This is a genomic window from Flavobacterium notoginsengisoli (assembly GCF_014207905.1).
GTDB classification, from domain to species: domain Bacteria; phylum Bacteroidota; class Bacteroidia; order Flavobacteriales; family Flavobacteriaceae; genus Flavobacterium; species Flavobacterium notoginsengisoli_A.
In genome coordinates this window covers 242,436-257,074 of the sequence record NZ_JACHLB010000006.1, presented here as the reverse complement: position 1 = coordinate 257,074, position 14,639 = coordinate 242,436, and the positions used below count along the sequence as shown (strand labels likewise).

Genomic DNA, 14,639 nt, shown 5'->3' with positions numbered 1-14,639 from the left:
TTAATTCCAACGATTGTTGTTAAACTGATTTTTTTTCCAGTACCACATAATCATAAATCCGAAAAAAGCACCGCCAATATGGGCATAATGAGCAATTCCTGAGTCTATTCCCATTAATGAATTTCCGAAAATCCCAAAAAAACCATCAAATAAAAGCATGTATACAGGCACAAAATATTTCGCTTTTACAGGAATCGGAATAAACATAATACCCAATTCTGCATTTGGAAACATAAAAGCAAATGCCACAAGCAAACCATAAATTGCACCAGATGCGCCTACAACAGCCCCAAAATAAGCTTCAAAAAGATGTTTAATTTGAGAGGTTGTTAAAATATCATTCCATCTTGTATCAATCTTTCCTTGATTTACTATTTGCAAAATTTGAGTTTTACTAAATCCATTTGACATCAAAACATTCATCGCATCTTGATAGAAATAATAATTTACTGCAAAATTTATCAAAGCTGCTCCTAATCCGCAGGAAATATAAAAGAATAAAAATTTCTTCCCGCCCCAGAAATGTTCTAGTGTTGAACCGAAAGAATACAATGCAAACATATTGAATGCAATATGAGCAAATCCCCCATGCATGAACATATGTGTAATAGGCTGCCAAACTCTAAACGACGGGTTTTCAGGAAAAAATAATGCTAAAAAATGTTCAGAAGCAGGCACTAATTGAGAACCAATAAAAAATATAATATTAATTATCAATAATTGTTTTACTACAGGAGTTATTTTCATCATAAGGCAAACTTTTTATCTATATCTTCCACACGCATCGTGATGAAAGTTGGTTTTTGAAAAGGTGAAATATTTGGATCTTTACAAGCAAACAAACCGTTTACTAAATTATCTTGTTCTTTTTCAGTTAAATAAGATCCCGTTTTAACCGCTAAACTTTTTGCCATAGATTTGGCAATGGTATCGTTTTGACTGTAGCTGCTTGCCGGAATTCCATCTTGCAAATCGCTCAATAATTGTTCGATTACAAGAGAAACTTCGCTTTCTGTAATATTTACAGGAATTCCCGAAACTACAATATGATCGGTTTTACTTTCATCAAAAACAAAACCTGTTGTTTCTAAAGAAGGTTTCAGTTCTTCAATCAATTTCATTTCTGTTGCCGAATAAAATAAATCTAACGGAAAGAGCAATTGCTGGCTAGAAGCCTGATTAACTGTCATATTCAGCAAAAATTGCTCGTATAAAATACGCTGGTGCGCACGATGTTGATCAACAATCACCATCCCTGATTTTATTGGCGAAACAATGTATTTTTTGTGAATTTGATAGGTTTTTTGAGTCGATTGCTCAATCTCATCATCATTAAACAAAGAAGAGGTAACTTCTTCATTTTCGAATGTAAATGGTGAACTTTCTATAGCTTCAGGATTTTCTGTATCCAAACCAACATATAAACTTTCCCAACTTGCCGTTGGTTCAACTCGTTTAGAATAACCCGAATAAGAAGAGCTTGAACCCGAACCAGAATAAGAAGACGATGAAGAAGATCCAGAACTATAACTTCCCGAACCTGATCCTGAACCCGCTTTACTATAATGCTGATTGGTTTTATCGTCTGTAAACGGATTAAAAGTGCCATCTACCTGAATCGTTGGCGTTTCTGCTTCCATATCTTTATAATGATATGGCGTATCTAGATTCGAATCTCTATCAAAATCTAAAACTGGCGCAACATTAAACTGTCCCAAACTATGTTTGATTGAGGCTCTTAAAATAGCATATAACGCAGATTCATCATCAAACTTAATTTCTGTTTTTGTTGGATGAATATTGATATCAATTGTGTTTGGAGGAACTTGCAGATACAAGAAATAACTTGGTTGAGAACCATCTTTCAATAATCCGTCATAAGCAGCCATTACTGCATGATGCAAGTAACCACTTTTTATGAAACGATCGTTTACAAAAAAGAACTGCTCTCCTCTATTTTTCTTTGCAAATTCAGGTTTGCAAACAAACCCTTGAATACTAATAATATCAGTTTCTTCACTTACAGGAACCAATTTCTCATTGGTTTTACCAGACATAATACCAACAATTCTTTGGCGATATCCCGCTGCAGGAAGATTGTACAATTCGCTTCCGTTATGATAAAAGCTAAAATGAATATTAGGATGTGCCAACGCTACACGCTGAAATTCGTCCATAACATGACGAAATTCGACTGTGTCTGATTTTAAGAAGTTGCGTCGGGCTGGAATATTAAAAAACAAATTCTTAACTGCAAATGAAGTCCCTTTTGGCAAAACTGCCACTTCTTGCGAAACAAATTTACTTCCTTCTATAACAATATGTGTCCCTAGTTCGTCCTGATCTTGCTTGGTTTTCATTTCCATGTGTGCAATCGCCGCTATAGAAGCCAAAGCCTCGCCACGAAAACCTTTTGTTCCAAGCGAAAACAAATCTTCTGCTTGACGAATTTTTGAAGTGGCATGACGCGCAAAACATAAACGTGCATCTGTAACGGTCATTCCAACCCCATTATCTATAACCTGCACCAAAGATTTACCAGCATCTTTGATGATTAATTTAATATCAGTCGCTTTCGCATCAACAGCGTTTTCTAACAACTCTTTTACTACAGAAGCTGGTCTTTGAACCACTTCTCCAGCAGCAATTTGGTTAGCAACGTGATCAGGAAGCAATTGAATAATACTCGACATTAAGCAAAAAAAGTTTTAAAGATTAGATTCGGTTTTTTCCAACCAAGAAGTACAAATTTAGTAAATTTTGATTGGCTTTTAGAATAAGAATAATCATAAAAAAAACAAAAAAACCTATACCGTTATGACACAGTATAGGTTTTAATATTTTTAAAACAAATGTGTTTATTCGTTCTCAATTTTCTTTGGAGAATCTTCAATTTGAAGCGCTCCAGAAGTTAATAATGGCTGATTGTAAGCATGAGCTATTGAAGCCTGCTGGCGAATATAAGCCATTTTTATTGCAGCAATTGCAGCTTCAGTACCTTTGTTTCCGTGAACACCGCCACTTCTATCGATAGACTGCTGCATGTTATTATCTGTTAAAACACAGAAAATAACCGGAATATCAGTTTGAACATTTAAGTCTTTTATTCCTTGTGTAACACCTTCGCAAACAAAATCAAAATGTTTGGTTTCTCCTTGAATTACGCATCCAATTACGATTACCGCATCAACATTCTGGGTTTGAAGCATTTTTTTTGCTCCGTAGATTAATTCAAAACTTCCTGGAACATTCCAACGAATAATTTGCTGAGCAGGAACTTCGCAATCAATTAATGCATCAAAAGCACCATTGTAAAGCCCTTCTGTTATAGTTTCATTCCATTCAGAAACAACAATCCCAAACCGAAAGTCTTTCGCGTTTGGGATTGTGTTTTTATCGTATTCTGATAGATTTTTATTTTCAGTAGCCATCTGTAATATTTTAGATTTTTTATTTTAGAATATAGATTCGTAACTACAAATCTACAATCTTAAATCTAAAGTCTAAAATTTTTATTGAGCTAATCCAATCAAAGCATCAACAGATGCTGCTTCTGGAGCAGTATCGTAATTGTCTTTGATATCATTTAAATATTTCAAAGCATCTTCTTTCTGACCTAAAGCTAAAGCTGTTTTAGCCGCTTTTAATAAGAAACGTGGTGTTGTAAAATCGTTTTTGTTAGATTCAGCAGCTTTCACATAAAAATCTAAAGCTTCTTTTTGCTGATTTTTTTGAGAATAAGCGTCTCCTGTTGCACCTTTAGCTAAAGCACTTAAGATTAAATCTTCAGATTTAAACTCTCCTAAATATTTAATTGCCTCATCGTATTTACCTGTATTCAAGTAAGCGATACCCGCGTAGTAGTTTGCTAAATTTCCTGCATCTGTTCCAGAATATTCGTCTGCGATTTTAATAAATCCGAATTTACCTTCTGAACCGTTTAATGATAATTTGAATAATGAATCGCTAGAAACACCATTTACAGCTTTTTCAAAGTTTTGCTGAGCAACGAACATTTCACTTGCAGCTTCTTCTTGTTTTGGAGTTGCAATGAATTTTTGGTAAGCCAAATACCCAATTGTAGCAACAGCAATACCAGCCACTAAACCAATAATGATTTTTTGATTTTTAGCCACCCAATCCTCAGTTTTTGAAGCTGTCTCATCTAGTTTTGAGAAAACACCAGCTGTTGTGCTGTCTTTTTCGTCAATAACCACTTGTTGTTCTTCAGTAACCTCTTTTACTTCCTTCTCTTTTGGTGTCTTATATCCTCTTTTATTGTAAGTTGCCATTTAAAATTTATTTAGTGAACGGCAAAAATAAAATTTTTATTGAAAATGACGTAAAAAATTTCAATTTTATCACTTATTTAAAGGAATTATTTTTGGTATTCGTTTTTTCTTTCGCTTAAGCGTTAAAATAAATCAGACGAGAATTGCTCTCAGACCAATTATATCAATAATTTTCGGTAATTTGCACCCTCAAATTTCCACTGGTTCAAATCAGTAAATTTTACCTATTGAGTCCCTAAAAAATGCATTTAAACAAAATATCTTTATTCAATTATAAAAACTTTTCTGAAGCAAGTTTTGATTTCGACATCAAAATCAACTGTTTTGTGGGAAAAAATGGTATCGGAAAAACCAATGTATTAGATGCTATTTATCATTTAGCATACGGGAAAAGTTATTTTAATCCTCTTGCAGTTCAAAACATCAAACACGGAGAAGATTTTTTTGTAATTGATGCCGAACTGGAAAAGAACGAAAGAACTGAGCAAATTGTATGCAGTTTAAAAAAAGGGCAAAAGAAGGTTCTAAAAAGAAACGGAAAAGCATACGACAAATTCTCAGATCATATTGGGTTTGTTCCGCTAGTCATTATTTCACCAGCCGATAGAGATTTGATTGTGGAAGGCAGCGAAACGCGTCGTAAATTTATGGATAGTGTGATTTCGCAGTTAGACTCCAATTATCTTCATGAATTGATATTGTACCAGAAAGTAATTACCCAGCGAAATGCTCTTTTGAAATATTTTGCTTTGAATCGTGTATTTGAAAACGACACCTTATCTATATATAACGAACAATTGCAAGGTTACGGAAAATCGATTTTCGAAAAGAGAAAAGAATTTCTAGAACAATTTATACCTATATTTAATAAGCATCATCAAGCCATCACTGGATCTGAAGAAAGTGTACAATTGGTTTACGAAAGCCATTTGTTCGAAAAAGACCTTTTGACTCTTCTGCAAGAAAACATCAACAAAGATCGCGTGCTTCAATATACAACGGTCGGAGTTCATAAAGATGATTTATCTTTTGAAATTGATTCACATCCGATAAAAAAATTTGGATCTCAAGGACAGCAAAAATCTTTTTTGATTGCTTTAAAATTGGCTCAATTCGAATTTCTAAAAAAACAAAGCGGCGTAAAGCCAATTCTCTTGTTTGATGATATTTTTGACAAACTAGACGAAACGCGTGTTGCCAAAATTGTAGAAATGGTAAACAGCGAAACTTTCGGACAGCTTTTTATTTCGGACACACATCCTGAAAGAACCGAAGCTATTGTAAAATCGACACATCAGAGTTATAAAATTTTCAATTTATAAAGTTTTTTCGCCACGAATTTCACGAATTTACGCTAATTAAAAACTTTGACAAAGTCTAGAACTTTGTCAAAGTTGATCGATAAGCAATTAAAAAATTAGTGTAAATTAGTGTAAATTCGTGTAATTCGTGGCAAACAAAAAAACGAATTAAAAAAATAACTGCAATCAAAAATATAAAATATGCTAACGAAAGAATCATTGCAATTTTTAGACGATTTAAAAAGAAACAATAATAGAGAATGGTTTCAGGAAAATAAAAAACGATACGAAGTTTTCAAAAAAGACTACCACCAATTGGTAAGCGATTTTTTGGATGCCATGAAACCGCTTGATCCTTCATTAGAATTATTGGAAGTTAAAAATTGTACTTTTAGAATCAATCGTGACATTCGTTTTTCTAAAGATAAATCTCCATACAAGGCGCATTTAGGAGTTTGGCTTTCGGCAGGTGCAAAAGGCGCAAATCGTGCAGGATATTATGTGCATATCGAGAAGGGAGCTAGTTTTATTGCTGGAGGATTTTATTCGCCTGAAGCGGAAGATTTAAAAAAAGTGCGTAAAGAAATTGCTTTTTTCTATGATGATTTGCAGGAAATTTTAAACGATAAAAACTTCAAAAAAGAATTTGGAAGCTTAGATATCAATGAGAATAATTCTCTAAAAAGCATGCCACGCGGTTATGAAAAAGATCATCCTGCAATTGAGTTTTTAAAATTAAAAAGCTTTACCGCGACGCAACCTTATGACATTTCTGAAGTTACAAAGAAAGATTTCGTAGAAAAAATGAGTAAGAAACTTATTGCTCTAAAACCGCTGAATGAGTTTATAAACCGTGCTTTAGAAACTGAAGAGTAAAAATAAATCGCCACGAATTCACGAATTTATCAAAAATCAATTCGTGAATTCGTGGCGGAAATTTTTTTATAAATGAAAAGAAAAATACTTTTTCTTGGAGAATCTTACCGCGCCGACGCCATAACTTGGATGAAAGGCCTGAAAGAATTTGGCGATTTTGAAATTATTACTTGGGAACTTCAAACACCAAACAATCAAAGATTCAAACGCATTTTGGAGTATCTCTTCTCTCCTTTTGCCATTCAGAAAATTATTAAAAGAGAAAAGCCAGATATGGTTATTGCAGAAAGAACCACAAGTTACGGTTTTCTAGCCGCATTATCTGGAGCAAAAACAATTGCAATCGCACAACAAGGACGAACCGATTTATGGCCAGAAGAATCTGTTTTATATCCATTTAAAAAATTCATTCAAAAATATGCTTTCAAAAAAGCACACTTAATTCACGCGTGGGGACCTGTAATGGCAATTCACATGAAAGCAGTTGGAGTTGACATGAATAAAGTTCTCATTCTTCCGAAAGGAATTGACTTGTCGATTTTTACTCCTTCAACAAACAATTCTCCTAAAATTGAAGCAATTGTAACACGTTCCTTAATGCCAGAATATCGTCATGAATCTATTTTAAAAGCATTTGGAGTTTTACATCAAACACAAATTGATTTTTCTTTGACAATTGTTGGCGATGGACCAAGATTGCAACATTTAAAAGATTTAGCAAAAGATCTTCAAATGGAAAAAAAAGTACTTTTTACTGGAAGAATTCCGAATACAGAACTTCCTAAATTATTACAGCAATCCAATATTTACATCAGCATGCCAATTACAGAAGGTGTTTCAGCATCTTTGTTTGAAGCTATGGCTTGTAATTGCTATCCAATAGTTTCAAATATTCCAGGAAATCAAAGTTGGATTACGCATCGGGAGAACGGGCAACTGATTGAAATTGACAATATCGAAATGCTAGCAAATGAATTGATTTGGTCTTTTGAAAATTCTGAATTTCGAAACCAAACTATTATTCGAAATAGAAAGTTTGTTGAAGAAAATGCCAATTATGATATTAATATGAAAATTATTTCGGAGAAATATCACGAATTGATTAATTATAGAAAATAATTTAACCGCAAAGAACACAAAGCTTTGCGAACTTTGCGTAAAACTTTGCGCTCTTTGCGGTTAGAAAAAATTATAATCCTTACTTTTGAAGTCAGATTTAAAAAGCCTTTTATTTATGGAAATCCAATCCAATTTTTCTTTAAAAAAACACAATACTTTTGGCATTGAAGCCAGTGCAAAACAATTCGTTGCAGTTCATTCTATTGCTGAATTGAAAACCATTTTATCGGAAAATAAAAACGAGAAAAAATTTATTTTGGGCGGCGGAAGCAATATGCTTTTAACGAAAGATATTGATGCTTTGGTTATTCATATTGATTTAAAAGGCAAAAAAATCACAAAAGAAGACGACGATTTTGTTTGGGTTGAAAGTCAGGCTGGCGAAACTTGGCACGATTTCGTTCTTTGGACAATCGACAATAATTTTGGTGGCTTAGAAAATATGTCCCTTATTCCGGGAAATGTTGGTACAACGCCTGTTCAGAATATTGGCGCTTATGGAACCGAAATTAAAGACACTTTTATTTCGTGCGACGCGATGAACATTGCAACTCAAGAAATGAGAACTTTCAATAATGACGAATGTAATTTTGGCTACCGTGAAAGTATTTTCAAACATGAAGTTAAAGATCAATACATTATTACTTCGGTGGTTTTCAAACTAACCAAACGCAATCATAAAATAAATACTTCTTACGGAGACATTTTAGCTGAATTGGCTAAAAACAATATTACGGAACCAACTTTAAAAGATGTTAGTAACGCTGTAATTGCTATCAGACAAAGCAAACTTCCTGATCCAAAAGAATTAGGAAATAGCGGAAGCTTCTTTAAAAATCCAATTATATCCAAATCTGATTTCGAGAAAATCCACCAGAATTTTCCAGAAATGAAGTTTTATGAAGTTTCCGAAACTGAAGTAAAAGTTCCTGCTGGTTGGCTTATTGAACAAGCTGGCTTTAAAGGAAAACGTTTTGGAGATGCGGGAGTTCATAAAAACCAGGCTTTGGTTTTAGTAAATTATGGAAACGCAACGGGACAAGAAATTTTAGCCGTTTCTAAAGAAGTTCAAAAAACGGTTTTTGAAAAATTTGGAATTCAGATTGAAGCGGAAGTAAATGTGATTTAAAAAAATATTCGCCACGAATTACACGAATTTTCACTAATTAAATTCGTGTAATTCGTGGCAAAAAAAAGACAACAATGTATACTCCAGATTTATACAAAAACGAAAATCAAGAAGAAATCAGAACTTTTATAAAAGAAAATAGTTTTGGAATCTTAATCAATCAAACTAACGGAAAGTTATGTGCCACACATATTCCGATAGAACTTGAGATTAACGCCGAAGGAAAAGAAATTTTACAAGGACATATTTCAAAATTAAATCCGCAAGCCGAAGGTTTTAAAGAAAACGATCAGGTTTTGGCTGTTTTCACAGGCTCACATAGTTATATTTCTTCTTCTTGGTATGATCACGAAAATGTTCCAACATGGAATTACATAGCCGTGCATGTTTATGGAAGAATCAAAATTGTTGATTATGAAACTTCTGTTGAACAATTAAAAAAGCTCGTAGACAAATACGAAGCAAATTCTGAAAATCCGGTACGAGTTGAAGATTTATCAGCAAAAACAATGCGTGAAGCTAGAGGAATATTTGGTTTTGAAATAGAAATTGACGAAATTCAAGCCACAAAAAAACTCTCTCAAAACCGAGACGACCACAATTATAAAAACATAATTTCGGAATTAGAAAAAACAGAAAACCCTCAGGCTATAGCTGTTGCGAAAGAAATGTCGAAATGCCGAAAGTAAATCGGGTTTGGCTATTGAATTTAAAGAATTCATAAGTACATTTGCAGTCGCAGAACGTGAAAATTAATAGAACCAAATAAATCAGATGCTTATATACATATTTTACTTTTTTATTGCTATTGTCGTAGTTCAATTATTTTATTATTTAGGTGTTTTTGGAAAATTTGCTTTTGCCAAACCTCAACATATAAAACCTAAAAATCTTCCAGTATCTGTAATTGTATGCGCAAAAAACGAAGAAGAGAATGTAAAAAAATACGTTCCGCTTTTGGCACAGCAAGACTATCCAGATTTTGAAATCGTTTTAATTGACGATGCATCAAGCGATGAAACCCTTGAGGTTTTTGAAGAATTTGAAAAAGAATTCTCTAATATTCGTTTGGTAAAAGTTGAAAACAACGAAGCTTTTTGGGGAAATAAAAAATACGCTTTAACGCTAGGAATTAAAGCAGCAAAAAAAGATTACCTATTATTTACAGATGCAGATTGTTTCCCGTCTACCAAAGATTGGATTACTTCTATGACTTCTCAGTTTACACTAAACAAAACTATTGTATTAGGTTATGGAGGTTACGAAAAAGTAGAACGTTCTTTTTTAAATAAAATCATTCGTTTTGAAACGGTTTTGACAGCCCTTCAATATTTTTCTTGGGCAAAATTAGGTTCACCATATATGGGAGTTGGACGCAATTTGGCTTATAAAAAAGAAGAGTTTTTTAACGTAAACGGATTTATTGATCATATTCAGATTCGTTCTGGCGATGATGATTTATTTATCAATCAGGCGGCAAATAAAACAAACACAACCATTTCTTATACTCCGGAAAGTTTCACTTATTCGAAACCAAAAAAAACATATAAAGAGTGGTTTACACAAAAAAGAAGACATATTTCTACTGCGGAACATTATAAGTTTTTTGATAAAATGCAGTTGGGATTATTTTTCCTTTCACAATTATTTTTCTTTTTATTAGTTATAGTTTTATTGGCTTTCCAATTTCAATGGATTGCTGTATTAGCAATTTTAGCAACGCGCTATACCATTGTTTGGACAATAATTGGATGTTCAGCAGGAAAACTAAAAGAAAATGACCTTAAAATTTGGTTTCCAGTTGTTGAGATAGCGCTTATATTAACGCAAATTAATATCTTTATAACTAATATCTTTTCAAAACCAGTATATTGGAAATAAATTCTAAAATAGAAAAAGCAAAAAAAGGCGATCAGATCGCCTTTACTTTTTTATTAGATCATTACTGGAATGAGGTGTATTCGTTTATGCTCAAACGTACCGAGAATGAAACGATTGCAGAAGATATTACAATAGAAACTTTCTCAAAAGCTTTTGACAAAATAGCTTCTTACAACGCCGAATTTCAATTCAATACTTGGCTTATTGCAATAGCAAAAAATGTCTATATTGATTTACTTAGAAAAAAGAAAACCAGTCTTTTTATAGAAATCACAGACAACGAAGACCAGCAGGCTTATAATATTGCCGACCCTACTCCATCTGCAGAAGATGCTTTGATTAAAGAACAAAATCTTTCTCGTTTGCTCTTGTGCATCAAAGAACTTAAACCTCACTATCAAGAAGTAATTCAGCTTCGTTACTTTCAGGAAATGTCTTATCAGGAAATCGCCGTTAAGATTGACGAACCTTTAAGCAGTGTAAAAGTTAAACTTTTACGCGCTAAAAAATTATTAGCAGAAATTATCGAACGTAATAGATAATTTATTATCTTTAGGTAAAGAATAAACTATTCGTATTTTTATTCTTAAAAAAATATATTTCTGCAATACTAAAACTACAACTTTTACGTTGTTAGCTCAAACCCAAACCCTTTCTGCGTATGATTTAAAGTTACTTAACCTTAAAACCCAAAAATTATGTCTAAATTAAGCATTTATGAAAGCAAGTGGACTGACCTTGTTTTCGAGAACAAGAATAAAGAGTACGGCGCGTATCAATTACGCCAAGAGAGTTCCAAAAATTCTGTTACAGCTCTGTTTATGGGTTTATTGTTAATAACGGCATTAGGAGGTGCATCGGTACTTATTAACAAACTTAGACCTCCAGTTGTTGATTCTTCTACAGAAACACCACCTATTTATGAGGATCCTATGACTGTGGTCAACGTTGATCCAAATGTTGCTCCGCCACCGCCAGCTCCACCAACTCCAATAATGGAACAAAGTGCAGCAAGCGCAACTGAAGCAATTCAGTTGGTTAATCCCGTGGTTGCAACTACAGAAAATGCAGTTGAAAATATAGCTCCTAACGTAGAAAATGCTCCAACTTCAGTAAATACTACCGGAAATGGAACAGCTGTTAATGCAATGCCTACAACAGGAGGAGGAGGAAATGGTGATGTTGCTTCAGTAGCTCCGCCAACAAACGACCCAGTATCTTCTGCTATACTAGACAAAGTTCCTGAGTTCCCAGGTGGAATTGCTCAGTTCTACAAGTATGTAGGAAACAATTTCCGCAGACCTGATTTAGACATGGAAAAAACATTAAAAGTATATGTTTTCTTCATCGTTGAAAAAGATGGTTCGCTTACTGATATTACAGTAAAAAATGACCCAGGTTACGGAATGGGAAAAGAAGCAATTAGAGTTTTAAAATCATTAAAAACAAAATGGAGTCCAGGAATTCTAGACGGAAAACCTGTGAGAACAGCATATAGTCTTCCAATTACAGTAAAAACAGAATTGGAATAATTTAACATATCATTTCATAAAAAAAAGCAGAACTTCGGTTCTGCTTTTTTATTTACTTTTATTTATCAAATGCTAAAAAAATAAACTGAATTAAATGCCTTTTACTTTTTCACATCCTGCCATAATTCTTCCTTTAAGATATCTGCCAAAATCATGGTTTTCACTAACAAGCCTTATTATCGGCAGTTTAATTCCCGATATTGAATATTTTTTAAGAATGAAAGTAAAAAGCAATTACAGCCATACTTTTACTGGCATTTTTTGGTTTGACTTACCTCTTGCACTTTTACTTGCTTTTGTTTTTCATAATATCATTAGAAATCTTTTATTTCAAAATCTTCCTTCATTTATGAAAACTCGAATTCTCACGTACACTGATTTCAATTGGAATGTTTATTTCAAAAAAAATTGGCACATCGTTTTAATATCTTTACTCATTGGCATAATTTCACATCTTTTCTGGGATTCTTTTACTCATAAAAACGGTTATTTTGTAAATGAAATAAATAGCTTTAGAAATACAATCTACATTTTTAGTACCGAAATTCCGTTATGGAAAATTGCTCAACATGGAAGTACTTTCATCGGCAGTATTGCCCTTCTTATTGTTTTTCTAAAACTTCCACAAGATTTCAATATTAAAACTCCCATTGAAAAATTATACTGGAAGGCTGTTATTTTATGCATAGCTACCATTTTGCTTTTGAGATTTGCTGTATGTTTTCAAGATTTTAATATTGGAAATTTCATAGTCACTTTTATTGCATCTTTTATTATTTCAACAATCCTAATTCCATCTTTAATTAAAATAAAATCAGGTGTTAGAAATTAGCAAAATCACTACTTTTACTCCTTCAAAAAAGAAATTCATTCTAACTATTAATAACAAAATAATGGGAATATTTTCAGCAATTCTTGGCAATGCAGGCTCTGTAAGTCAAGAAGATTTAATTAAAAAATACGGACAGCTTTTAACAACCAACGAAGAGATTGAAATGGGTTTCAAACTAATTCGCGACACTTTTATTTTTACCAACAAAAGATTAATCTTGGTTGACGTACAAGGATTAACTGGAAGCAAAACAGAATACAAATCTATCGCTTACAAAAACATCACAAGATTTAGCGTAGAAACCGCTGGCACTTTTGATCTTGATGCTGAGTTAAAAATCTGGATTTCTAGCGAACAGCAACCAAGCATTGTAAAACAGTTCAATAAATCGGTAAATGTTTACGAAGTACAGAAAATTCTAGCCTTTCACGTTTTAGGATAAAAACAAAAACCCGGCAAATTAAAAAATTGCCGGGTTTTAAATTATTACGCAAACAACTACTTATTTCTTTTTTGTAGTTGTTGTTTTCTTTGCAGTGGTTGTCTTTTTAGTCGTAGTTGCTGGTGCTGGAACAGTATTTACAATTTTTTGTTGCACATAAGCTTTATACAAGCCATCTTTTTCTGCTCTTTTTTTAGCATCGTCTGCTCTTTTCTTAGAATCTGGGTGCGAACTCATCATTTGATCAATAAAAGAAGCTTGAGATCCTTCACTCATTTTTGCTAAAATTCTAAAAGCAGATTCTTCAGCATTTACATCGTAACCATTTTTCTTCATGAAATTGTACGCAAACAAATCTGCTTCCGATTCTTGTTTACGGCTGTATTTACTATCGATAATTGCGCTTCCAATTTTACCAAGTTGGCTATCTGTAACCGTTGCTAAAGTTGCCGACTGCGAAGATGCTCCGTCCATTAAAGCTTCTTTTTGGTAAGCCGCGCGAATAGCGTCTCTAGAATCATTATTTGCAACGTGTCCGATTTCGTGTCCGATTACAGCAATTAATTCATTATCATCCATGATATCCATTAAACCTGAATAAACACGAACACTTCCGTCTGCCGTTGCAAAAGCATTCACTTCTTTCAATTTATAAACTTTATAATTTAAAGTAAATCCGTCACCAGAAGCATGTTTTCCAAAAACTCGATTTAATCTTAAAGTATAACCGTCTGTTGGTCCAGCTATTTCATGTTCAGCATCTAATTTATCAACAGCTTCTTTAGATAATTTAGCAGCATCTGCATTACTAAAAGTAAAACCAGTAACTCCTTTTTGAACAGCACCAATTGCTTTTTCTCCCAAATTAATCTGTGCATTCATTTTAGAAATCCCAAAAGATGCTAATAAAATTCCTAATACAATAAATTTCTTTTTCATTTTTACCTATATTAATTTAACACCAAATGTACTACAAAAGAACCGTGCCAGTATTATAAAAATTCGTTTTTTTTAACATTTAAAGATATAAATTTTAAAGCACTAAATATCAAAACATTGCTATTATTATTCATGACAACAGATTTTACAAAAGGAAATATACTTTTAAAACCAAAAAAGCATTTTAAACACACTTATTTAACTTTTTTATTACACATAATTAAACCGTAATAATACTTGATTTACTATTCAATCATTAAATTAAATCCTAAAGAAATCTTCAAATGAAGTACATT

15 protein-coding genes are annotated in these 14,639 nt (G+C 32.9%); 10 read left to right on the top strand and 5 right to left on the bottom strand.

The window, feature by feature from the left end; all coding sequences use genetic code 11:
- The 4 genes from HNP35_RS18480 to HNP35_RS18465 all read right to left on the bottom strand — a co-directional run bounded on the left by HNP35_RS18480 (window position 1) and on the right by HNP35_RS18465 (window position 4,292).
- Window positions 1–750: a rhomboid family intramembrane serine protease gene (locus HNP35_RS18480; protein WP_184165167.1), complete on the bottom strand. Its 750-nt coding sequence runs from the start codon at window positions 748–750 to the stop codon at window positions 1–3.
- The gene (gene mutL, locus HNP35_RS18475) at window positions 747–2,693 is read right to left on the bottom strand and encodes a DNA mismatch repair endonuclease MutL (RefSeq protein WP_184165170.1); all 1,947 of its coding nucleotides are present in this window, start codon (window positions 2,691–2,693) and stop codon (window positions 747–749) included. The genes HNP35_RS18480 and mutL overlap by 4 nt, the downstream gene beginning before the upstream one ends.
- A 165-nt stretch (window positions 2,694–2,858) precedes the next feature.
- Entirely contained in the window at window positions 2,859–3,431 is a 573-nt protein-coding gene (ribH, locus tag HNP35_RS18470) for a 6,7-dimethyl-8-ribityllumazine synthase (RefSeq protein ID WP_184165176.1), read from the bottom strand.
- Between the two features lie 81 nt (window positions 3,432–3,512).
- Window positions 3,513–4,292, bottom strand: a complete 780-nt coding sequence (locus HNP35_RS18465) for a tetratricopeptide repeat protein (protein WP_184165178.1) — start codon at window positions 4,290–4,292, stop codon at window positions 3,513–3,515.
- Between the two features lie 242 nt (window positions 4,293–4,534).
- On the opposite strand from HNP35_RS18465, the gene recF reads away from it, so the two are divergent.
- From recF to HNP35_RS18415, 10 genes are all read left to right on the top strand, one after another.
- Entirely contained in the window at window positions 4,535–5,614 is a 1,080-nt protein-coding gene (gene recF, locus HNP35_RS18460; RefSeq protein WP_184165179.1) for a DNA replication/repair protein RecF, read from the top strand.
- 180 nt (window positions 5,615–5,794) lie between these two features.
- Window positions 5,795–6,469 (top strand): DUF2461 domain-containing protein, encoded by a 675-nt coding sequence (locus HNP35_RS18455; protein ID WP_184165181.1) that lies wholly within the window; start codon window positions 5,795–5,797, stop codon window positions 6,467–6,469.
- Between the two features lie 72 nt (window positions 6,470–6,541).
- A complete protein-coding gene (locus tag HNP35_RS18450; protein WP_184165183.1) occupies window positions 6,542–7,588 on the top strand; it encodes a glycosyltransferase in 1,047 nt (348 codons plus the stop codon).
- Window positions 7,589–7,703: 115 nt separating this feature from the next.
- Window positions 7,704–8,717, top strand: coding sequence for a UDP-N-acetylmuramate dehydrogenase (murB, locus tag HNP35_RS18445; protein WP_184165185.1), 1,014 nt, complete (start codon window positions 7,704–7,706; stop codon window positions 8,715–8,717).
- Window positions 8,718–8,791: 74 nt separating this feature from the next.
- Entirely contained in the window at window positions 8,792–9,406 is a 615-nt protein-coding gene (locus HNP35_RS18440) for an FMN-binding negative transcriptional regulator (RefSeq protein ID WP_184165186.1), read from the top strand.
- Window positions 9,407–9,491: 85 nt separating this feature from the next.
- On the top strand, window positions 9,492–10,598 hold the full coding sequence (locus HNP35_RS18435) for a glycosyltransferase (RefSeq protein ID WP_184165187.1): 1,107 nt from the start codon (window positions 9,492–9,494) through the stop codon (window positions 10,596–10,598).
- Window positions 10,589–11,140 (top strand): RNA polymerase sigma factor, encoded by a 552-nt coding sequence (locus HNP35_RS18430; RefSeq protein WP_184165188.1) that lies wholly within the window; start codon window positions 10,589–10,591, stop codon window positions 11,138–11,140. The genes HNP35_RS18435 and HNP35_RS18430 overlap by 10 nt, the downstream gene beginning before the upstream one ends.
- A 156-nt stretch (window positions 11,141–11,296) precedes the next feature.
- Window positions 11,297–12,130 carry an energy transducer TonB gene (locus HNP35_RS18425; RefSeq protein WP_184165190.1) on the top strand — a complete coding sequence of 278 codons (834 nt, stop codon included), beginning with the start codon at window positions 11,297–11,299 and terminating at the stop codon, window positions 12,128–12,130.
- A gap of 94 nt (window positions 12,131–12,224) precedes the next feature.
- Window positions 12,225–12,962, top strand: a complete 738-nt coding sequence (locus HNP35_RS18420; protein WP_184165191.1) for a DUF4184 family protein — start codon at window positions 12,225–12,227, stop codon at window positions 12,960–12,962.
- Between the two features lie 61 nt (window positions 12,963–13,023).
- A complete protein-coding gene (locus HNP35_RS18415) occupies window positions 13,024–13,404 on the top strand; it encodes a PH domain-containing protein (RefSeq protein ID WP_184165795.1) in 381 nt (126 codons plus the stop codon).
- A 60-nt stretch (window positions 13,405–13,464) separates the two neighbouring features.
- Here HNP35_RS18415 and HNP35_RS18410 read toward each other — a convergent pair whose 3' ends face one another.
- The gene (locus tag HNP35_RS18410; protein ID WP_184165192.1) at window positions 13,465–14,343 is read right to left on the bottom strand and encodes a M48 family metalloprotease; all 879 of its coding nucleotides are present in this window, start codon (window positions 14,341–14,343) and stop codon (window positions 13,465–13,467) included.
- Window positions 14,344–14,639 lie beyond the last annotated feature (296 nt).

Excerpts from the sequence above, each read along its gene's own strand:
- HNP35_RS18480 (WP_184165167.1), bottom strand. The coding sequence starts at position 750 with ATGATGAAAATAACTCCTGTAGTAAAACAATTATTGATAATTAATATT.
- mutL (WP_184165170.1), bottom strand. The coding sequence starts at position 2,693 with ATGTCGAGTATTATTCAATTGCTTCCTGATCACGTTGCTAACCAAATT.
- ribH (WP_184165176.1), bottom strand. The coding sequence starts at position 3,431 with ATGGCTACTGAAAATAAAAATCTATCAGAATACGATAAAAACACAATC.
- HNP35_RS18465 (WP_184165178.1), bottom strand. The coding sequence starts at position 4,292 with ATGGCAACTTACAATAAAAGAGGATATAAGACACCAAAAGAGAAGGAA.
- recF (WP_184165179.1), top strand. The coding sequence starts at position 4,535 with ATGCATTTAAACAAAATATCTTTATTCAATTATAAAAACTTTTCTGAA.
- HNP35_RS18455 (WP_184165181.1), top strand. The coding sequence starts at position 5,795 with ATGCTAACGAAAGAATCATTGCAATTTTTAGACGATTTAAAAAGAAAC.
- HNP35_RS18450 (WP_184165183.1), top strand. The coding sequence starts at position 6,542 with ATGAAAAGAAAAATACTTTTTCTTGGAGAATCTTACCGCGCCGACGCC.
- murB (WP_184165185.1), top strand. The coding sequence starts at position 7,704 with ATGGAAATCCAATCCAATTTTTCTTTAAAAAAACACAATACTTTTGGC.
- HNP35_RS18440 (WP_184165186.1), top strand. The coding sequence starts at position 8,792 with ATGTATACTCCAGATTTATACAAAAACGAAAATCAAGAAGAAATCAGA.
- HNP35_RS18435 (WP_184165187.1), top strand. The coding sequence starts at position 9,492 with ATGCTTATATACATATTTTACTTTTTTATTGCTATTGTCGTAGTTCAA.
- HNP35_RS18425 (WP_184165190.1), top strand. The coding sequence starts at position 11,297 with ATGTCTAAATTAAGCATTTATGAAAGCAAGTGGACTGACCTTGTTTTC.
- HNP35_RS18420 (WP_184165191.1), top strand. The coding sequence starts at position 12,225 with ATGCCTTTTACTTTTTCACATCCTGCCATAATTCTTCCTTTAAGATAT.
- HNP35_RS18415 (WP_184165795.1), top strand. The coding sequence starts at position 13,024 with ATGGGAATATTTTCAGCAATTCTTGGCAATGCAGGCTCTGTAAGTCAA.
- HNP35_RS18410 (WP_184165192.1), bottom strand. The coding sequence starts at position 14,343 with ATGAAAAAGAAATTTATTGTATTAGGAATTTTATTAGCATCTTTTGGG.